The sequence below is a fragment of the Rubripirellula lacrimiformis genome (genome assembly GCF_007741535.1).
In the GTDB taxonomy this organism is placed as follows: domain Bacteria; phylum Planctomycetota; class Planctomycetia; order Pirellulales; family Pirellulaceae; genus Rubripirellula; species Rubripirellula lacrimiformis.
Window position 1 is genome coordinate 3,232,317 of sequence record NZ_CP036525.1, and the last position, 19,219, is coordinate 3,251,535.

17 protein-coding genes are annotated in these 19,219 nt (G+C 56.7%); 8 read left to right on the top strand and 9 right to left on the bottom strand.

Going from position 1 to position 19,219, the window contains the following annotated elements; genetic code table 11:
• Position 1: 1 nt before the first annotated feature.
• From K227x_RS11475 to K227x_RS11490, 4 genes are all read right to left on the bottom strand, one after another.
• Entirely contained in the window at positions 2–685 is a 684-nt protein-coding gene (locus K227x_RS11475) for an HAD family hydrolase (protein WP_145169619.1), read from the bottom strand.
• Between the two features lie 158 nt (positions 686–843).
• Positions 844–1,593, bottom strand: a complete 750-nt coding sequence (locus K227x_RS11480; protein ID WP_218933941.1) for an SMC-Scp complex subunit ScpB — start codon at positions 1,591–1,593, stop codon at positions 844–846.
• 148 nt (positions 1,594–1,741) lie between these two features.
• Positions 1,742–2,479 carry an SDR family oxidoreductase gene (locus K227x_RS11485; RefSeq protein ID WP_218934056.1) on the bottom strand — a complete coding sequence of 246 codons (738 nt, stop codon included), beginning with the start codon at positions 2,477–2,479 and terminating at the stop codon, positions 1,742–1,744.
• 225 nt (positions 2,480–2,704) lie between these two features.
• Positions 2,705–3,511, bottom strand: coding sequence for a DUF6655 family protein (locus tag K227x_RS11490; protein ID WP_145169622.1), 807 nt, complete (start codon positions 3,509–3,511; stop codon positions 2,705–2,707).
• A gap of 506 nt (positions 3,512–4,017) precedes the next feature.
• Between K227x_RS11490 and K227x_RS11495 the strand changes: the two genes are divergently transcribed.
• Positions 4,018–4,905, top strand: coding sequence for a phosphatase PAP2 family protein (locus tag K227x_RS11495; RefSeq protein ID WP_145169623.1), 888 nt, complete (start codon positions 4,018–4,020; stop codon positions 4,903–4,905).
• A 12-nt stretch (positions 4,906–4,917) separates the two neighbouring features.
• On the opposite strand, the gene coaD is transcribed toward K227x_RS11495, so the two are convergent.
• Positions 4,918–5,430: a pantetheine-phosphate adenylyltransferase gene (gene coaD / locus K227x_RS11500; RefSeq protein ID WP_145169624.1), complete on the bottom strand. Its 513-nt coding sequence runs from the start codon at positions 5,428–5,430 to the stop codon at positions 4,918–4,920.
• Positions 5,431–5,490: 60 nt separating this feature from the next.
• Positions 5,491–6,621 carry an aminotransferase class V-fold PLP-dependent enzyme gene (locus K227x_RS11505; RefSeq protein ID WP_145169625.1) on the bottom strand — a complete coding sequence of 377 codons (1,131 nt, stop codon included), beginning with the start codon at positions 6,619–6,621 and terminating at the stop codon, positions 5,491–5,493.
• A gap of 335 nt (positions 6,622–6,956) precedes the next feature.
• Between K227x_RS11505 and K227x_RS11510 the strand changes: the two genes are divergently transcribed.
• The 4 genes from K227x_RS11510 to K227x_RS11525 all read left to right on the top strand — a co-directional run bounded on the left by K227x_RS11510 (position 6,957) and on the right by K227x_RS11525 (position 10,974).
• Entirely contained in the window at positions 6,957–7,160 is a 204-nt protein-coding gene (locus tag K227x_RS11510) for a hypothetical protein (RefSeq protein ID WP_145169626.1), read from the top strand.
• Positions 7,161–7,536: 376 nt separating this feature from the next.
• Entirely contained in the window at positions 7,537–8,865 is a 1,329-nt protein-coding gene (locus K227x_RS11515) for a hypothetical protein (protein WP_145169627.1), read from the top strand.
• A gap of 185 nt (positions 8,866–9,050) precedes the next feature.
• Positions 9,051–9,551, top strand: a complete 501-nt coding sequence (locus K227x_RS11520; protein WP_145169628.1) for an LURP-one-related/scramblase family protein — start codon at positions 9,051–9,053, stop codon at positions 9,549–9,551.
• A 1,081-nt stretch (positions 9,552–10,632) separates the two neighbouring features.
• On the top strand, positions 10,633–10,974 hold the full coding sequence (locus K227x_RS11525; protein ID WP_218933942.1) for a TMEM14 family protein: 342 nt from the start codon (positions 10,633–10,635) through the stop codon (positions 10,972–10,974).
• A 60-nt stretch (positions 10,975–11,034) separates the two neighbouring features.
• On the opposite strand, the gene K227x_RS11530 is transcribed toward K227x_RS11525, so the two are convergent.
• A complete protein-coding gene (locus K227x_RS11530) occupies positions 11,035–11,916 on the bottom strand; it encodes an alpha/beta hydrolase (RefSeq protein WP_145169630.1) in 882 nt (293 codons plus the stop codon).
• Positions 11,917–12,303: 387 nt separating this feature from the next.
• Complete coding sequence (locus K227x_RS31130; RefSeq protein ID WP_145169631.1) at positions 12,304–14,226, bottom strand: family 16 glycoside hydrolase; 1,923 nt, start codon at positions 14,224–14,226, stop codon at positions 12,304–12,306.
• Between the two features lie 341 nt (positions 14,227–14,567).
• Between K227x_RS31130 and K227x_RS11540 the strand changes: the two genes are divergently transcribed.
• Positions 14,568–15,872: an MFS transporter gene (locus K227x_RS11540; RefSeq protein ID WP_145169632.1), complete on the top strand. Its 1,305-nt coding sequence runs from the start codon at positions 14,568–14,570 to the stop codon at positions 15,870–15,872.
• Here the strand turns inward: K227x_RS11540 and K227x_RS11545 are convergent.
• A complete protein-coding gene (locus K227x_RS11545; protein ID WP_145169633.1) occupies positions 15,869–16,648 on the bottom strand; it encodes a class I SAM-dependent DNA methyltransferase in 780 nt (259 codons plus the stop codon). The two genes, K227x_RS11540 and K227x_RS11545, sit on opposite strands and share 4 nt — an antisense overlap.
• A 358-nt stretch (positions 16,649–17,006) precedes the next feature.
• Between K227x_RS11545 and K227x_RS11550 the strand changes: the two genes are divergently transcribed.
• Positions 17,007–17,546 carry an RNA polymerase sigma factor gene (locus tag K227x_RS11550; protein WP_145169634.1) on the top strand — a complete coding sequence of 180 codons (540 nt, stop codon included), beginning with the start codon at positions 17,007–17,009 and terminating at the stop codon, positions 17,544–17,546.
• Positions 17,530–19,200: a hypothetical protein gene (locus tag K227x_RS11555; RefSeq protein WP_145169635.1), complete on the top strand. Its 1,671-nt coding sequence runs from the start codon at positions 17,530–17,532 to the stop codon at positions 19,198–19,200. Before K227x_RS11550 ends, K227x_RS11555 begins: the two co-directional genes overlap by 17 nt.
• Positions 19,201–19,219 lie beyond the last annotated feature (19 nt).

Genomic DNA, 19,219 nt, shown 5'->3' on the forward strand with positions numbered 1-19,219 from the left:
GCTACTGACCGTCTGAACCGTTGGCCCAACCTTGGCGAACGATGTCCCACAGCCGCGTGTCGGTCAACGAATCTGCCACAAGCTGGGCACCGTCAAACGACTGGCCGCGAGTATGTTGGCTCGGGATCGCAACCGTGTAAGCTCCTGCGGCCACGGCCGCTGCACAACCATTGCCGCTGTCTTCCAGTACCAGCATCGATGCGGCCGGGATGTCCAAATGGTTGGCAGCCGACAGGTACATCTCTGGATGCGGTTTGCCACGGCTGACGTCATCGCCGGTCAACACGAACGTCAAGTCGCTGTGCCAATCGACCGAGGGCAGAATGATGTCGACAAATCGTCGTCGGCTGCTGGTCGCAATCCCAAACGGAATGTCCATCTGTTTCAGAAAATCGATCCAGGATTGCAGTCCGGGCATCGGTTGAATGTCACCCGACAATTGCTGGTAGTAGAGTTCGTCGGATTCCATTAGCAGGTCGTCGGGGGAATCGTCCAGTTCGTGAAAGTCGATCATCTGTTGCATCGCGGCAACGCCCACGCGTCCCATCATCCGCTGTTGCAATTCATGGCTGAATCGGTGGCCACGGCGAGAAAGAACGGTGTCACCGACAGCCCAGAACAAGCGTTCGGTGTCAAACAGTAGACCGTCCATGTCCAGGGCAACGCCAAGGATTGGGTTATGCATCAGGTTATCGTTCCGGTGTGATGGAAATCAAAACGTAGCGAATGTCGCCAAGACTTTCGGCCCAACCCTCCCCCCATTTCCATGATCCCGCCTCTCCATGACCTCGCCTGTCGACGATCCCGCCCCTTAACGACCGGACACGAATTCGGCCCTCGGAATCACTCCTCGCGAAGTCCCTCTTCGACCTGAGGCAGGTCGTCCAGGCTGTCGAGTCCGAACAGGTAGAGGAATCGTTCGGTTGGATAATAATGAGGCTCGGCGCGACCACCGCCCTCGGGTTTGACACGGTCGAGTCGCAGCAGTTGTCGGCGGACCAATTGATTCAATAGCGAAGCGCTTTCGCGACCGCGTTGGTCTTGCACCTTTTGAAGGGTGATGCCGGGCTGATAGGCCACCAACGACAGGACTTCGATTGCCGTTTGCGTCAGCTTTGCTTCGCGTATCTTGCCCATGAACGACCGGCGGACGCTTTCGACCTCGGGTGCCACGGTCATCCGGTAACCCTGGTCGTCGCCGACGATCCGCAGCGCCTGGTCGTGTTCGCGATACGATTGGTTCAGTGAACTGATCATCTCGATCACCTCTTCGGGGGTGACATCTCGCATCAGCGACGCCAGCCGATGTTCGGAGATCGGTTTCCCCTCGGGATGCCCCACGAACAGGGCGCCTTCGATGATGGTTTCCGGTGTCACCAGATGGTCTTCATCGGGATCCGGGGCGTCGTCGATCAGCGCGGCGTCAAGATCGTCGTCCTCAATCGGTGTTTCGGGATCGACAACCGGCGCGAATGTTTCGGGATCGTGTTCGGCCGCGGCACGGGCGTAGGCTGCTCCCAAATCGTCTAGCGAAAGTTCATCCTGGTCGTCGCCGAATTCTTCACCCGGCGATGGTTCTTCATCATGGATCACGCGAAGGCTCGTCAGTTAGCGGGGACAACAATCGGAAACGGTTGGATCGCGACGCACGATCGACCGAAAATCGACGGGGCGTCGTGCGAGTTCACTAGGTGGCTACAAGGTCGTCTGAATTTAGCCGACCTGGTCAGCGTTTGGTTGCCTAAACCCATTCTTGGGTGGTCGGCTTGATCACGATCTCTGGCACATTGGCACGTGGCGGCAGGTGACAGATCGAAAGGATCACCGACGCGATGTCTTCGGGCTGCAAAATCGCATCTTTGTGTTCTTGGCTGACCGGCGAAGGTCGGTTGTCCAAGATCGGTGTGTTCACTTCGCCGGGGTAAACGTTCGTGATCCGAACGCCTTCTTGCCGGACTTCGTTCGAAATGGCGGTACCGAGCGCCGTCATCGCAAACTTGCTGGCACAGTAGACGACGCCGCCTAGCGAAATCGCACGCTTGCCAGCGACCGACGAAATGTTGATCACCAAACCGTCTTTGCGAGCACGCATCGCGGGCAGGACTTCTAGGATGCAGCGATAGGCACCCGTGGCGTTGATCTGCATGACGCGATCCCAATCTTCGGGGATCATTTCGGCCATGGTCCGCTTTTGGATGTTGATTCCGGCGCTGTTGACCAGGATGTCGACTTCACCCACGTTTTCGTGAACGTCTGCAAAGAATCGTTGGATGCTATCGGCGTCGGCGACGTCGATTTGCACCGCGCGAATCTTGTGCTCGCTTTCCACCGACGCGGCTAGTTCTTCCAACGGTTCGATGCGGCGACCGCCAACGGTGACCTTGCATCCGGCCTGTGCCAGAACTGTTGCGATTCCAGCGCCGATGCCAGTACCACCACCGGTGATAGCCACGACCTTACCAGCCAAATTTGTCACGATGAACGTCTCGTTAGATGGGGGGAACGGCCGTGAACCTTTTCGCCGGCCGATCGGCAGTTTACCAAAGCGGTTCGGTTTCCCAAGGTCCGAAGAACACGGAAACCCATCGGCGGCGGCGTCCTAGCCCTGGTTGCCGACCGCCCAAACGGATGCCAACGAAAAAACGTGACAACCCTTTTCAGAATTGCCACGTTCGGATCATCGGAACGAGAGCTCCGCACGGTTTTAGCGAGCCGTCGAATAGCCGTCGGGAAGAGTCGCGATTTGCGGGGTCGAATCGATGTTCGCGGCATCCAGTGGCCGGTTCACCATGTTGACCGGTTTGGCTCTCGCGATCCGGGCCGGGTTGTTCATGAAGCTGCCGCCCGTGCCGTTGAATCCAACCGCCTTTTCACGTTGGTCCAGGACGGTTCCGCTGCGAAATGGCCCCACACCCAACACGTAGGTGTCGTTGTTGTGGGTCAGTGCCGTCGATTCGCCGCCCAGCCCCATCGCTTTGCCCGTCTTCGGGTCATAGCAAACCAGCCCCAGCTTGGCGGTTCCCATTTGAGTGTTGCGTGAAGCGAATTTGATCTCGGGCAATTCGATTGGCATGCCAGGGATTCCCAATGACGGGATGCCCACAAAACTCTCTTGCGAATCCGTGCCCACTCCGCCGCTGCGAGCTTCTAGCACGAGGTCGGCGGCATCGGCGGACGCTGCGATACTGCCGCCTGCCTTCAAAATTCGGTGGCGAAGCGATCCCACCAGGTATCCCTTGTCGACCGAATCGAGGTACTTCTCTTCGATGAAAATCTTGTAGCCGGCAAAGTCTTCGAATTGAACGTTCGACATCGCTCGGTCGATCGCGGACGAAATCAGGACCTGTTCCGAGGCGGTTCGCGCCGTGTTGCTGGTCTTGGTGGTCGCGCATCCCGATGCGGTGATCGTGGATGCAGCGATGGCGATCAGAGTCAGAGCCGCCAAGGGGCGTTTTCGAGGTGTGTTATTTCGCAAGTGACGCGGCATCGCCGTTGGGTGGTTGGATTTCATGGATCTTCATTTCTCAGAGGAGACTCGCCCATCTTCAATCGCTGTCGAGCGAGGGGGGCGTTTCGGCTGCCGCAAAGGCGCCGTACCCATGGGATCGGCGTTTGTGTTCGTACGACCACAGGTGAACAATTGACAAGCAGAAGGTTGACGCCCGGTGCCTGGCTTGCCTGCTTTCGCTAGTCGCTGCCAAACTGCCCTGTTTGACAGTTGGTGTTTTGGTTCCTGGTTCCTAGTTCCTGGTTCCTGGTTCCTGCGTGGGCCGCACTGGGTGGATGGATACGGGGATGGTCGGGGGAATAGGCGGCAGCAAGGTTCGCATCTGCGTTTCTGGCCCGCCAATCAGCCGCCTGATCGGCGTTACCGCACCGCTGCCCTTCGCCGCAGATGAACGTAGAAAAACGTCTTTCGCGGCATCTCGTTTTTTAGGTAGCTTCGGCGATAGACTTCCGCCGAATCCGACTCGTCGGTGATGGCTTGCGATGTTGTCCCGAGGATGAGAGCCGAGCATGACTCCGACAGAGAAACGCACCGTTGCGGCCGAGGTTCCGATTTTTGGGAAGCCGATCGCCGAAGAAGTCGCTCGTTTTCGGATGGCCAGTCTGTTGTGGATGGCGGGCATCACGTTGTTGATGGTGCCGATGGCAACCTTGGTCGACGTGTCGATCTCGCGTTGGTTTTCACACGATCCATTGCCCAAGGAAATCGCCGAAGTCCTGGATCTGTCCAGTTACTATGCCCACGGTGCCGGCGTCTTCTTGATTTTGTTGGGCGTGATCGTTTTGGCGCCTCAGCGTCGTTGGTACGTTCCTCGCCTTGCAACGTTGGCGATGGGCAGCGGCGCGGTGGCCACATTGACTAAGATGTTCGTGCTGCGAATGCGTCCGAACAGTTTGAATTTGGACGCAGCCGGTTTCGACTATGCGTGGGTATGGTCGTTCGATTGGAAACTGGATCACATCGCGAATTTTGACGCCAGCATGCGAGCGTTTCCGAGTGCTTCGCTAGCGACAGCGACGGCGTTGACCGCTGGGCTTTGGGTGGTGCTGCCGTTGGGGCGGTGGTTGTTTGTGATGATCTGTATCGGCACGATGTTGCAGCGATTGGCCTGCGGTGCCCACTTTGTCAGCGACCTGTTTGGGTCCGCATCGATCGGGCTTGCGTGGGCGTTTGTTTGTTTCCACCCCAGTCTATTGGGCAGCCTGTTCGACAAGATGGAACCCGATCGCAGTCCAAGACGCCGCCGCCGACGTTATTCCGGCGATGGACGCATGATGATGGGATCGGAACGCCAGGGATCATTGATGACCGGCCCGAAAGAAGCAGCCATGGATCCAGATTTCAGCGACAGCGAATCGGCTGCGGTGGACCGTGGCCAGGACCGCTTTGCCGCTTAGATCACGCGGCGTTCATTTTTTGCTGCGCAGTTCATCCCGCAACGGCTGGATGATTTGACGCGGTACAAACTTGGCCAGTTGTTCGTCGTCATCGCTCAGCGCTGCGATCTGTTTCAGGAGCGAACTGCTGACGTGCGCAAACCGTTCGTCCGCCATCAGGAACAGGGTTTCGATTCCCGGATCCAACTGGTGGTTGGCCATCATCATGGTGAACTCACCTGCGATGTCGGTCAGGGGGCGGATGCCACGGATCATGACGTGGGCGTCGACGCTGCGGACAAAGTCGACGGCCAAGCCTTCGAATGTCTCGACGCGAACGTTGTCCAGGTCGCCGGTCACCGCACGGACCAAGTCGACTCGTTGCGAAGGTGCGAACAGCGACCTTTTTTCAGCATTGATTCCGATTCCGATCACCAGCTGATCGAACAGCGGCGCTGCACGCTGGATGATGTGCAGGTGACCAAGTGTGACCGGGTCGAATGATCCGGTGTATACGGCTGTGCGTGATTCGGTGGTCACGGGCATGAAAGGATCCGTCGTGGATATTTTGATCGATGATTTTGGGATCGATGCGAAAGTTTCGATCTATACAAATGATTTAGCTACGTCGACCAACCGGGCGATATCATCGGCGTCATTGTACGCATGCACGCTGGCACGGACCCCGCCGCCGCGGCAACTGACGACGACATTTTTTTCTAGGCCTCGTTCTCGGAATTGCCCCGGATCAATTCCCGGCAATTGAAAGTTCAAGATTCCGGTTCGGTTTTCGTGGTGCGACGGAAACGCGGTCAGGGCACCCAGCCCGCGAAGTTGTCGGTCCAGTTCCTCGGTCAAACCGATCACGCGTTGGCCGATCGCTTCGGTCCCGTGGACACGGCGAACTTGCAGGAACAGGTCGATGCTTGCCCGCAGAGCCGCGCCGCCAACCATATTGGCCGAACCGGATTCGAATCGCTTCGCATCGTCTCGGAGGTTGAATGATGGGACAGCATAGTTAGTGGAATCTTTGACGCTGCCCCAGCCGACGTTGATGCAGCGAAGCCGATCGATATGTTCGCGGCGAATCATGGCCACGCCGGCGCCCTCGGGTCCCAACAGCCATTTATGTCCGTCCGCCGCCAGGAAATCGACGGGCGTTTTCCCCAGGTCTAGCGGATACATCCCCAGCCCCTGAATCGCATCCAGAAAAACCAGCACTCCACGGCGATGAGCCTCGCGGACCAGAGTATCGATATCCATTCGAAACCCGGTGGCGTAGCCGACCCAGCTGACGGCGATGATGCGGGTTCGGTCGTCCATTTGGTCGATCAGATCGGCCACGTGGACTTCGCCGCCGCCCGATTGCGTGTTCCGTCTAGGCACCACTCGCAGTTCGACACCCCGGGATTGTTGGTTCATCCACGGAAAAAGATTGCTGGGAAATTCCCCGTCGGGAATGATGACGTTGTCCCCGGGCTGCCAGGGCCAGCCTTCGGCAACCAGGTTGATCCCGGTCGTTGTATTGGGGATCAGACAGATTTCGCGGGTGTCACAGCCCATCAGTTCGGCCGAAGATTCTCGCAATCCGCTCAAATTCGACGCCCATTGTGGCCAAACCGTGTCGCCCTGATGGGCCGCCTGATTCGACCATTGGCTGATCGCATCGGCCGCCGGCTGGCTTAGCGGGGCCACCGCAGCGTGGTCAAAATACGCCCATTTGCCCGTGATAGGCATCTGTGATCGCCACCAAGACCAAGGATCGGTACGCAAAATTTCGTTGCTCCCAACCGACCCAGACCCCGCGTCCGATGGTATCCTTGTCGATCCATCATCAGAAATGGAAGTTTTTTCGGTGCCTTTTGGGGCCGTTGTCATCCGTTCATTCCATCAAAAAGCACGTCAAGTCCCGGGCAATCGTCACAGACAGAAGCTGGCGAGCCCAGGTTTACTTTAGCGGCCTTTGGTAGGCTTGGGAAACCAGAGGATTTGCAACTATACTGCGACCCACCTTTGACTCTGGCACCTTTGATGAACCTATTCTTACTCCTTCATTCGCAACGAGGTAATTGATGCCCAAGGCTCTCTGTCTCATCAGCCTTGTGGCGTCGATTCTGATCGTGGTGTTGTTTTTAGCCGACGCCGCGATGGGTTTCCTCGGAATGCAAGACGTCGCGCCGCTCCGATCGGCCAACCTGATGATGGATATCGCATTCGTCGTCCTGGGGGGCGTTCTGATCTACCTCAGCTGGGCGACCTTCCGCGAACAGCGCTGATCCGCCGATTCTCGGCCCGGCTGATCCGTCGGCCCGCCCATGACTGGCGAACGACGCAGACCCCGGCTAGCGGATAACGCAGACCCCGGCTAGCGGATAACGCAGGCCCCGGCTGGCGATCGATCCGTCGACGCGCAACTGTCGACGCGGAATATCCACTGCGATCGGGCCACTGAACTTTTCCTTGCCCTCGCTTCATCGGGGCTGATGCATCCGGATTGGGATGTCGGCAATTCGTCATCGTCACGACGTGGCTGCGCTGTGCTGAAATTCCCAAGCTGGACGGCCAGTGTTTCGATGTGTATCGGCTGAAAGCGGCATAGCCAACGGTTACAATCGGTCCTGTTCAACGATTTACAAATCAAAGCAGGTACAGATGCGAATTACACGTCGAAAGTTTCAGCAGATGACAGCCGCGTCGATGTGCGGCGGTTTGGCTTCCCTGGCGACTCAACCGTCGGGGCACGGCACCGCATGGGCAGACCAGGCGAAGCCTAGCGATACCGGTCCGCTGGAAACTTTCGTCCCCACACGTGCGATCACCCGCGGCCCGCTGAACCACTGGTTCGGCTACTACGACAAGCAAGAATTTGATCCGACGGGACGGTTCGTGCTGTCCAACGAAATCGATTTCGAAGGGCGTTCACCCACGGGCGACGATTCCATTGGCGTTGGATATGTCGACACTCACAACGACGATGCGTGGACATCGCTTGGCCGCAGCAATGCCTGGGGGTGGCAACAGGGTTGCATGCTGCAGTGGGTTGGCCAAAACGGCGACCGAATTCTGTGGAACGATCGCCAAGAGGATGAATTTGTTTGCCGGCTGTACAACAAAACCACCGGCGAAATCAAAACCTTGCCGCGTCCGATCTACACAATTTCGGCAGACGGGCGTTTCGGATTGTCGGTCGATTTTCGGCGGATCGATAACCTTCGTCCTGGGTACGGCTACGACGGTCTAGCGGATCCGAACGTGGCCGATCGGGCACCGCAGGATTCCGGCGTCTGGCGCGTGGATCTTGAAACCGGTGAATCGAAACTGATTTTGTCGCTTGCCGATGTCGCCGCGATCCCTTGGCCGGATGGCGATCGTCACGCCGACGCATGGCATTACTTTAACCATCTGTTGATCAATCCCTCGGGAACACGATTCACCGTGCTGCACAGATATCGACCTGGATTCGATCCCAAAACGCTGCAGTATCAGGGTGGCTTCGTCACGCGGATGTTCACCGCCGACGTCGATGGTGGCAATCGGTACGTGTTGGACCCCAGCGGGTACACGTCGCACTTCATCTGGAAAGATGATCAGCAGGTCACGATGTGGACCAAGCCCGAAGGCCGTTCCAACGGGTTCTATACCCTGACCGATCAAACGGATCAGATTGTCGCCGTTGGCGCCGACAAGATGCCGGGCAACGGACACAACACGTACCTGCCGGCCCCGTATAGCGACTGGATCCTTAACGATACCTATCCCGACCGAAAAACGTCGCGTCAGACCGTCTATCTGTACCACGTGCCAAGCGGCCGAAGAGTCGACCTCGGTCACTTCCCCGCGCCCAAGGCATACCGAGGCGAATGGCGCTGCGATACTCACCCCCGAAGCAGCAGCGATGGCACTCAAGTCGCAATCGATAGTCCCCACAATGGCGGTCGCCAAGTCTACGTGATGGACATCAAAGAAGTCTTGCAAGGTTAGTCGCCCGCTGCGGCTGACTAGATCCTATGGTCCTGGCTGCCAAAGTCCGCCTCGCTGGCTTGCCACGAAAGCGATGTGCCGCCGCCGGGCAGGCGGAGCACTCGCCTGCAAAACGAGCGCCCCGCGATCGCGTTTCCTGTGCCTCTGGTTAGATGTCTGGCATTCGTTTCGCATCCGGAGCAAAGATGATCTTTCGAATCAAAGAAAAGTTCTGGTCATGGGGCAATGACTTCAGCATCGATGACGCCGATGGGAATCTGTGCTACTACGTGGACGGGAAAGCGTTCTCTTGGGGAGACAAGCTTTCGTTCCAGGATCGCGACCGCAACGAGATTGCGTTCATTAGCCAAAAGCTGTTTTCGTGGAAGCCGCGATACCAAATCATCATCGACGATGCGGTGTTCGCCGAGGTGATCAAGGAATGGACTTGGCTGAGGAAAAAGTTCACGTTGGATGTGCCTGGCCCGAACGACTACACGATCGACGGATCGTTTTGGGAGCATGAGTTTACGTTTCAGCGCGCGGGAAGAACGGTAGCAACGGTCAGCAAGAAGTACTGGTCGTGGACCGATTGCTACGGCGTGAACGTGATCGATGACGGCGACGCCGTGGCCGTGCTGTGCGCCTGCATCGTGATCGATCAGGTTCTGCACGACGAGTCGAGCCGCAGCAGTGCGAACGACTAAGTCGCGCAAGCCGCCGGATGGTTCGCTACGAAGAATCAACGCGGAACCGGCAAACCACGAATCACACGAATGACACGAATGGGAAATGCCCGTCGCCATTGTAGATTCGTGTCATTCGTGTGATTCGTGGTTTGGAACGTCTTCCCCGCTCTCGTATGGGCGCACCCACACCGGTCGAACCAGGGTATGAGTGCACGGGATGGTTCGCTACGAAGAATCGACACGGAACCGGCAAACCACGAATCACACGAATGACACGAATGGGAAATGCCCGTCGCCATTGTTGATTCGTGTCATTCGTGTGATTCGTGGTTTCGAACGTCTTCCCGCTCTCGTATGTGCGCACTCATATTGGTCGAACCGGGGAATGAGTGCACGGATTGTTCGCTACGAAGAATCGACACGGAACCGGCAAACCACGAATCACACGAATGACACGAATGGGAAATGCCCGTCGCCGCGTATTCGTGTCATTTGTGTGATTCGTGGTTTCGAACGTCTTCCCCGCTCTCGTATGCGCGCACTCACATTGGTCGAACCGGGGAATGAGTGCACGGATTGTTCGCTACGAAGAATCGACACGGAACCGGCAAACCACGAATCACACGAATGACACGAATGGGAAATGCCCGTCCCCATCGTAGATTCGTGTCATTTGTGTGATTCGTGGTTTCGAACGTCTTCCCGCTCTCGTATGCGCGCACTCATATTGGTCGAACCGGGGAATGAGTGCACGGATGGTTCGCTACGAAGAATCAACGCGGAAACGGCAAACCACGAATCACACGAATGACACGAATGGGAAATGCCCGTCGCCGCGTATTCGTGTCATTTGTGTGATTCGTGGTTTCGAACGTCTTCCCCGCTGTCGTATGCGCGCACTCACACCGGTCGAACCAGGGTATGAGTGCACGTGCTGTGATCTCGTGGATTCAGCTCGAGCTCTGCATGCGATCTACACGAAATGATCGACGGTGCCACGGGTGGCTAGCAGCTTGCAGGCGACTCACTACAATTCAGCGAAAGGCAGCTTGAATGGATTGATCTGTGTTCGAATCCGCTGAATCACTTCTGCCAAAACTTGGCTATTGAAATCAAAGAGACTTGTGTGGACTTCCCTGTAATCGTGACAGTAGTATTCGGAGCCTTTGTGGTCTTTGGAGGAATCATGGGCTACGTGAAAGCTTCAAGTAAGGCTTCCTTGATCGCAGGCAGCATCACTGGCGGACTCCTCCTTCTGTCTGCATTGCTGATCGCGAAAGACATCACAGCCGGGACCATTTTAGCGATCGTGGTTTCACTTCTGCTGATCGGTCAGTTTGGCCCCACGTTGCTCAAGAAGCTCAAGGTCATGCCGAACCTGCTGGTCGTCATCCTTGGGTTCATCACTGTGGGAACCCTCGTTTTCAGCCTGTTCCGATAGGACCTATCAGCGGACTGCTGTCATGCAGCAAATCCGCGTTCGTCTTGCTGCCTCGCAGTTCTACAGTTTTTCGGTCAACAGGTTTTCGGTCAACAATTTGTTGTCGATCAACCAATCGCACATTCGTTGCGGCCAGTCGCCAGCGGCGGTTTGAGTGCCGGGGCGGAATCCGAATCCGTGACCTGCGTTGCTGTAGACGTGCATTTCGCAGGGCACATCGGCCTGCTTGTATTGCAAGTACACCTTGGCCATGCCGATGGAGATGTCATCGCGATCGTGGAAGCCAAATGCGATGAACGCCGGTGGCATGCCGGGCTTCACCGTGAACGTGCTCGATTTGCCAGGATAGATCAGCCCCTCGAAGTCGGGCCGACTACTGACACGCTCGATTGGGTCATCGCTGCTGGCATCGCCGTCCTGCGGATTCATTCCGGCATAAGCCGCCAATTCACCACCGGCGGAAAATCCGACGATGCCGATTCGATCTGGATCGATATTCCAAGTCGCCGCGTTGGCTCGTACGGTCCGAATCGCACGGCGTGTGTCGTCCATCGCATCGCCTTCCAGCGTGTAAGTCGAATCCGGTTCGCGGCACAGTCGATATCGCATCACAAACGCAGCGATGCCATGGTCAGCAAACCACTGTGCGAGTGCGTCGCCTTCGTGACCCAAGCAGAGTTTTTGGTGGCCGCCGCCAGGGGCAATCAAGATCGCGGTACCGGTCGATTTCCCCTGGGCAGGAAGATACGGCGTGATTGACGGGTGATGAACGTTGCTGACATTGGTCCCGTCCAACTTTTCCGGTTCGTGCATCCGGTCGACAGAGCCAGGGGCGCCGCCGGTCCACAGCGGAATTCGTTCAGGGGAATCAGCCGCCGACGAATCGGCTGAACCACCGGCCAAAAGGAAGCTGAACAAGCAAAGCGATAGAAGTCGTGTCATGGTCGCGCCAGAGTCGCTCGGGGAATGGATTTCATCAACATTGTAAACGCAGGGAACCGATGTTGATCGATCCACTGCAAAGCCACCAAGCACTCGGGTTGGCGACCGTCTCTTCTTCAAACTCGTTGGTTGTGGTTGAAGCGGTATGTGGTGCTGACCGTCAATGGCATCAAGATTTGAGTTGCGAGTTGCGAGTGTGGAATCCATTCGCGAAAACTTAAACTCGAACTCGAACTCGAACTCGAACTCGAACTCGAACTCGAACTCGAACTCGAACGATTCTTCCCTACCAACAACCGAAACCCGCCAGCCCTGGGATCATCCCGAACCCGCTCGCTGGCCAGACCGCAACCGCGCTCGGCTAACTCAAAATTCGATTCCAACGACCTACTTCGCCTTCGCTGCCTGCAGCATCTTCCGCACTCGCGCTTGTTCTTTTTCAAGTGCCCCGGCTGGGATTGGCATCGGCGTAAAGTCCGGCGATGGTCGGAGCGTTTCTTCGGCAGGGATCGATCGCATGCGGAGGTTGCGATACCACACCGGTTGGCCATGATCTTGCAGCCATAGTTCACCGCCACGACCGGTCAGATCACCGCCGCGAATCGTCAGCAATTCCACCATCGGTGCCCATTTGGGATCGGTGTAATCGAAGTCCAATACTTTTTGGCCATTGAGCCAATGTTGGATCACGGTTCCCTTGCACACCACGCGGCCGCTGTTCCACTGGCCCACAGGCCGCGTCGCATCTTTGTTGGGGGCCATACAGAAGAACAACGACGCGGCAGCTTGCCGAGGGTTTTCACCGTAGGGACTATCGATGTTGTCCAGCACTTGATATTCCACCTGGCCCGGTCGGTAATAGACGCCGCTGTTGCAGCCCTTGGACACTTTCCACTCGAACCGCAACTCGAAGTCGTCCGGCACGGTTTGGCCTTTGTAGGTCAACGGTCCACCCGACTCGGCCCGATAGTAGGCTCCGTCTTCAAGACGCCAATTTCCACCATGTTCCCAGCCGTCGAATGAATCGTCACTTGAAAGCGGTACGAACCCACGGTCTTTTTCCCGTTGACGATTCGTGGCTGCATCGCCCGCCAGCGGGCGGCTGATCAACATCTTCCGTTTGGATTTTGGCGCCACCATCTTCTTTGCCAAAATGTCTTCTTCGGTGAAGCGTGCCATCAAAATTTCGCCATCTGCCGACCGGTTGCGATCGTACGAGAGATAGATTGTGCCGTCGGGGGCTTGGAAACCATCGGGATAGGAGATCCCCTTGCGATCATCCAGAACCAAACCACCCTTCCACGACTTGCCATCGTCTTCGGAAAGCCAAGCACTCAGTTGCACTCGCCCGCTGTGCGAATCAAGTTTGTCGCCATGTTTCACCAGCAGGATCCGACCCGAGGCGAGTCGGCGGAAGTGGAACCGTGCATTGGGGTGTCGAATTCCATCCGGCCGAGTCGCTGTCGACCAAGTACGTCCATGGTCGGTGGATGTGGATTGCATGATCCCTTTGGCGGTGCGTATCAGCATCCAAAGTGACTTATCTTCCCGCTCGACAATCATGTGTTCGTGCCAATCCGGCGACGGTACTTGGGCGGCACCGCGACGCGTCCAAGTCTGGCCTTCGTCGGTCGATACAAACACGTTCGCACCGCGCAGGGGATCCAGTTCGGCAAAGCAACCTTTGAATTCACCCAGACCGCCTCGTTGGTCCAATGAAATGGGCAGCATCCATTCGCCGTTGGAAAGCACGGTCGGCTTGTTCAGTGTGACGCCATGCCAAATTCGTTTGGGTTCCGACCACACCGGTTCGTCGGCGTCGGGGTTTTCACAGATCGTCGCCCATACGCCGCCGCGTCCGTCAAACATGTCCATCGATTGATCAAAGAAGATCCACAAACGGCCCAGTGGATCGGTCCACAAGTTTCCGACAAGCGTGCTGCGTTTTCGTGGCAGATCTTTCGAATCCGTATCGATGACCAAACGCGGCGGCGACCAGCTCTCGCCGTCATCGTCGCTGGTGGCCAGCACGAAAAATGCATCCGGGCTATCGCCGCCGGCTACCCAACATGCCCACAGCCGTCCGCCGGGGGTGCGTTCGATTCCGATCGTCATGCCGTAGTCAAGTTTGTCAAAGCCGTACTGCGGCAGCGGCGTCGTATTCAGAACCGGCGTGTCGAGCGCGTGCGCTGCGATCGCTTCCAGTTCCGCAATTCGCATCGATTGGGTTTGTGCGAGCGTTGTGGCCGAAGGGGCAACAAAAAACGCGATGACGGCCAGGGAATGCAGAACGGTGGGCAGGCGAAGCATGAAAGGTGGGCTCTGAGGTGGGGCAGGATTCTGGATTTGGGAGGCAGGGTGACGGGCATCGATTCCGATTTCTCCGATAGCCAAGATCGGTCGTGCGCAACGTCGGGCAATGGGATGGCACCAGCGAAACCGGTGGCGAACACTCCATTTTTCGTGCTGCGGTCGCTCATTCTAATCATAGCGGCGGTGTGGGATGGGCATGACGGACCAGAAGTCGCCATCGGCACGCGGGTTGGAACCCGACCAAATCTTCCGTTGGCGAGTCGCCGCGATTGACAGATTCGGGTGGGGGGCGCATGGTTAGCTACGCTTCGCAGGCCGTTCCTAGCTAGTACCCGTGCATGCACAACCTCGATCAGGAATCATCGTTCATCCGTCGATCGATCTCGATCCTCGCGCTGGTTGTCGCTGGCGAAGCCGTCTTCTTTTTGCCGTTTGTGCTTCCCCGCGTTTTCCGTCCGACGCTGTTGGATGTCTTCGGTCTGACCAACCTAGAACTAGGGATCGCATTTTCGGTTTACGGAGTGGTCGCGATGTTGGCGTACTTCCCGGGTGGGCCGCTGGCAGATCGGTATCCGGCGAGAAAGCTAATGGCGTTTGCGTTGCTGGCGACATCGATGGGCGGCCTGGTGATGACTTCGATCCCATCGTTGGCGGCACTGAATGGGTTGTATGGTTTTTGGGGTGTGACGACGATCCTGTTGTTTTGGGCGCCGTTGATTCGAGCAACACGTGCGTGGGGCGGGGCCAAACTACCGGGTCGCGCCTTCGGGATACTCGACGGAGGCCGTGGATTGGTGGCTGCGGCCATTGGCAGCGGGGCGGTGGCGCTGTTCGCATTCTTCATGCCCGACGAAGTTCAAAGTGCATCTCCGGAACAGCGGGAAAGCGCCTTTCGAAACGTGATCTTGCTGTTTTCGGGAATCACGTTTGCCGCGGCGGTATTCGTGTGGTTTGCACTTCCACAGCAGAGCAGCACGCCGCGTGAAATGCCGAACCGATTCGAACCGAAAGGACTGAACCGTGTAATACGGATGCCGACGGTGTGGCTGCAAGCGATCGTGGTCGTCTGCGCGTACGTGGGTTACAAGGGGCTGGACGATGTTTCGCTGTACGCCCACGAAGTCTTGGAATTCGACGAAGTTCAATCGGCCAGGGTAGGCACACTTTCGATGTGGATGCGTCCCTTCGCGGCGATCGCTGCAGGCCTGCTTGCCGATCGCTTTGGCGTCGCCCGATTAACGACTCTAAGTCTGTTGATGCTGGCGCTTGGCAGCACCATGATGGCAGCGGGTACGTTTCGTCCCGGCATGACAGCGTTCTTTTTTGTGACACTGATCGCCACCAGCTCAGCAGTGTTCGCTTTGCGAGGACTGTATTACGCGATGATGGAAGAAGGTCGCGTGCCATTTGGGGACACCGGCAGCGCGGTCGGCATCGTATCGGTTGTCGGATACACGCCTGACATTTTCATGGGACCACTGATGGGGATCCTGCTGGATCGATGGCCGGGGCCGTTAGGCCACCAGTACGTGTTCGCGGTGCTGGCCGTATTCGCGTTGGTCGGTCTGTTGGCATCGATTCTGTTTTGGCGTCTTGTGCAACGATCGATCCAAGAACCGATCCGACCAGCGACGTCGCCCTAGTCCTGGATACCATGTTGTTCCAGGAAATCTTCTGGAATCGAAGCCGTCAGACGCCCGACCAAGGCATAGTAGAACAGCTGCGTCCCTTCCATCGACAGGCGATGTCGGTAGAGTTCTAAATGATAGATGTCGAGGTACTTCGAGAAGATCAATTCGCGAACGAGACGCGAAAACCCTGTGTTCTCGGAAGGATCCAGGAACGTTTCTTTAATATTGAAAGCCAGCCAACCGTCGGTCTGAACCAGCTTCACCGCATTGAAAAACGCTCGTGGTGGGATGTCGCCAAAGCCGAGTGCTGCGACGCAGGTTAGGCAGTTGAACCGCCACTCGCGGATTTCATCCAACACGTCCGGGTCGGGGCTTGCGAAGTCGTGGACATAGTAGTCGTCATAGACCGTGGATCGGTCTCGGTACGCCGCATCGCGAGCTTCGGGAATGATATCCGCACCCACCAGTCGGGCGACGCCGTCACGTTTCAGCACCTCGCCCATCATTCCATTACCAGCTCCCAAATCGATCACGCGCAACTCGGTTACCGATTCGCGGGCGGTATTGAGTGCACGTTGCAGCAGATCGGCAACTTTCTCGGGCGAGTTGCAACGAAGTCGCTCGTAAAACAGCTGTTCGTACAAGCCGGGCCGCTGGTAGATTTCTTCGTAATCGTGGAACCGCAATCGTTTTTCTTCACCATCCTCCATCAGGGTAAAGAAGACTTCGTCTTGCCCTAGTTGTTCGGAATTGGATGGCGGAAACTGGATTCGGTGGCGTTTAGGCATAGTAAACAGCGTACCGGTACAGGGTGCCGCAACAAAGGCCCCGCAACCGAGTCACGGCGAATTCGCCAGTCTGCAGAACGGGCATCGATCCAATCAGCGCCGCCTCCGTCGTGGGATTCGCCAAAATTCCCTTCATTAGTAACCCCGGCTGGAAATGATTTCTGGCGAAGACCACTACGTTGGCGGTGGCGATCAATGTCTTAGCCAATACCGATTGAAAGTTTGCCTGGACCAAATTTTGTTACGCGATACGCAAAAACTCTCGGAATGATTGCCGCAAAGATCGCCCTTCTTGAGACTACTTATGTGACGGGCTTCATCGGGAAGCGCTTTCCGCAAAACTAGAGAGGGCCCCGTTGTGTCAAGCGACCGAGAGATCATCGAAACAGTACTCGCCGGCGAGACCAATGCGTATGCGGCGCTTATTAGCCGCTACGAACGTCTTGCTCGCGGGACCGCCAAGCGAATCGTTCAGGATGACCATCTGGTCGACGATATCGCTCAGGATTCTTTCATCGCAGCATTCAAGGGGCTTTCGACGCTTAGAGATCATGGCAGTTTTCCTGCATGGCTGGTGGGGATCGTTCGACGTCGCGCATCGTCAACCGCCGCAAAGCAGATACGCAATACGCCCGCTACGCTCGACCCAGATACCGCAGTCGATTCCAGCGGATGGACCAGCAGTTCGATGGAACTGTTGGAATTGATCGATCGACTGCCTGATCAAGAGCGGATCGCTATCGCACTGAAGCACTTCGAGGGGCACAGCGCCCAGGAAATTGCCGACATGCTCGGCTGCCCCGTCGGCACCATTACAAAACAACTTTCTCGCGCACGCCAGCGACTACACGCATGGCTAACCCAAGAGGAGTGTAGGAAGCATGAGCCAACTCAATGAACTGGATGCTCGTTTGGAGCAACTGAAAATCGACTTGTCTGGACCTCCCGATTTCACGCAACAAGTTCTAGCGAAGATCGCGAATGAACCAGTCAATGAACGCGTTAAAGTCGACCGATCGGCACGCGGATCACTCCGACGCTTTGCAGCGTTGGCGACCGCCGCCTCGCTGCTGTTTGCCGTCGGTTGGTGGATGATGCAGCCAAAGTCGCTGTACGCGCAAGCGGTTGCGGCCTTGCAGAAGGTGGACGTGGTCCATGCAACCGGTTGGGCAACAAAAGTGATTCGCAAATGGCCGTTGGAAAACGGTACAGACACAGGCGAAGGGAGACACGCTATCGACGCTTGGTACTGGACCGACGGAGATCGAAACGTGCGGTCCTATGAAGCGATGGGGCCGATCACGATTACTCGTAACGCCGAAACGTTGAACGAATATCAAAGCGATGCTGACTTGCTTTTTGTGATGAAGGGAAATTCGAAAGATTCCATCAGTCGATTCGAAACGTTGAGCAAATTTTTGCGGCTGTTGAAGTTAGAGGGGAACGAGATGATCGATCTTGGATCACGTGAAATGGACGGCAAGAATCTTCGCGGAACACGATTGAATCGGTATGGTGTAAGCACGGATTTCTGGTTTGACGACCGCACGAATCTGCCCGTGTCCTTGACGCGAAACCGTGTCGTGGATGGGCAGCCGGTCACTGAGCTTGAATTGAACCTTTCGTTTGATGAACCTTTGCCTGATAGGATCACTTCGTACTCTCCACCGGCCACCGAGAACGTTCGGTATGGGGGGCAGATGGATGACAAGGTTGCCGTTTGGAATCAGCATGTTCAAAATGTCGGCGCCGCCATGGTTCAGCAACCATCGTTACCGTTGCCAAGGATCGTCGAGCGGATGGAACAGAAAGTCTTTTCGTTCCAGCATACGAAGCTGACTCCGGACGGACGTTTCTGGGTTGTTCCGTTGGACACTGGCCAAGCGGAAGAGATGAATGTGCGAGATTTCGTGCGTTTCCGCGTCGCGAGTCCAGAAGACGAGCGTGATTTGTATCGGTGGCGTGTTGAAGGGGACCTAGCAGACGTCACCTTTGATCGGTCTGACCTGGTTTGCGAAAAGAACACACCATGGCAGGATTGGACCTCTTTCACGCTGGCAACAGTCGGTTTGGAATTCACGATCGTAGAAGAGGAACGCCAGTTTTGGATCGCTAAGCATGACGGCGTGACCAACAAGTCGTACAAGGAAGTCAATCCACCGGTCCCCGCTCTCGTCGAAGGTGGGCGCCGGCTACGGGGCGTGGTCAAGTTAGGCGTCGGCCATCGGTTGCATCCCGTTTCATTGCCGCAACTTATTCAAGACTTCCACGAGCTGCAGAACGCCCGAGTGATCGGTGGCACACACCCGATCATTGTTGATCAGACGGGGCTTCCGAAACCGCCCGAGTTTGACCGAAGCAAGTACGATTCGTGGGACGCCTACACAAAGTCTGTGAACTACGACCAGTATCTGGTCGCTAGCGATTCGCCCTGGTTTGTCGGGAAGGGATCCCTTCCGATGGCTCGACAGTGGTACCAGGACGAACTCGGAATCACGTTCGAATCGGAGACGCGAAAGCTGAAGACTTACATCGTTCGTCGCAAGAAGTAAACTTCGACCAAGCGGACTG

Bases quoted from the DNA above. Each gene is read 5' to 3' on its own strand.
- K227x_RS11510 (WP_145169626.1), top strand. From the start codon at position 6,957: ATGCCCAAGGCTCTCTGTCTCATCAGCCTTGTGGCGTCGATTCTGATC.
- K227x_RS11555 (WP_145169635.1), top strand. From the start codon at position 17,530: ATGAGCCAACTCAATGAACTGGATGCTCGTTTGGAGCAACTGAAAATC.
- K227x_RS11495 (WP_145169623.1), top strand. From the start codon at position 4,018: ATGACTCCGACAGAGAAACGCACCGTTGCGGCCGAGGTTCCGATTTTT.
- K227x_RS11545 (WP_145169633.1), bottom strand. From the start codon at position 16,648: ATGCCTAAACGCCACCGAATCCAGTTTCCGCCATCCAATTCCGAACAA.
- coaD (WP_145169624.1), bottom strand. From the start codon at position 5,430: ATGCCCGTGACCACCGAATCACGCACAGCCGTATACACCGGATCATTC.
- K227x_RS11520 (WP_145169628.1), top strand. From the start codon at position 9,051: ATGATCTTTCGAATCAAAGAAAAGTTCTGGTCATGGGGCAATGACTTC.
- K227x_RS11515 (WP_145169627.1), top strand. From the start codon at position 7,537: ATGCGAATTACACGTCGAAAGTTTCAGCAGATGACAGCCGCGTCGATG.
- K227x_RS11505 (WP_145169625.1), bottom strand. From the start codon at position 6,621: ATGCCTATCACGGGCAAATGGGCGTATTTTGACCACGCTGCGGTGGCC.
- K227x_RS11490 (WP_145169622.1), bottom strand. From the start codon at position 3,511: ATGAAATCCAACCACCCAACGGCGATGCCGCGTCACTTGCGAAATAAC.
- K227x_RS11475 (WP_145169619.1), bottom strand. From the start codon at position 685: ATGCATAACCCAATCCTTGGCGTTGCCCTGGACATGGACGGTCTACTG.
- K227x_RS31130 (WP_145169631.1), bottom strand. From the start codon at position 14,226: ATGCTTCGCCTGCCCACCGTTCTGCATTCCCTGGCCGTCATCGCGTTT.
- K227x_RS11540 (WP_145169632.1), top strand. From the start codon at position 14,568: ATGCACAACCTCGATCAGGAATCATCGTTCATCCGTCGATCGATCTCG.
- K227x_RS11530 (WP_145169630.1), bottom strand. From the start codon at position 11,916: ATGACACGACTTCTATCGCTTTGCTTGTTCAGCTTCCTTTTGGCCGGT.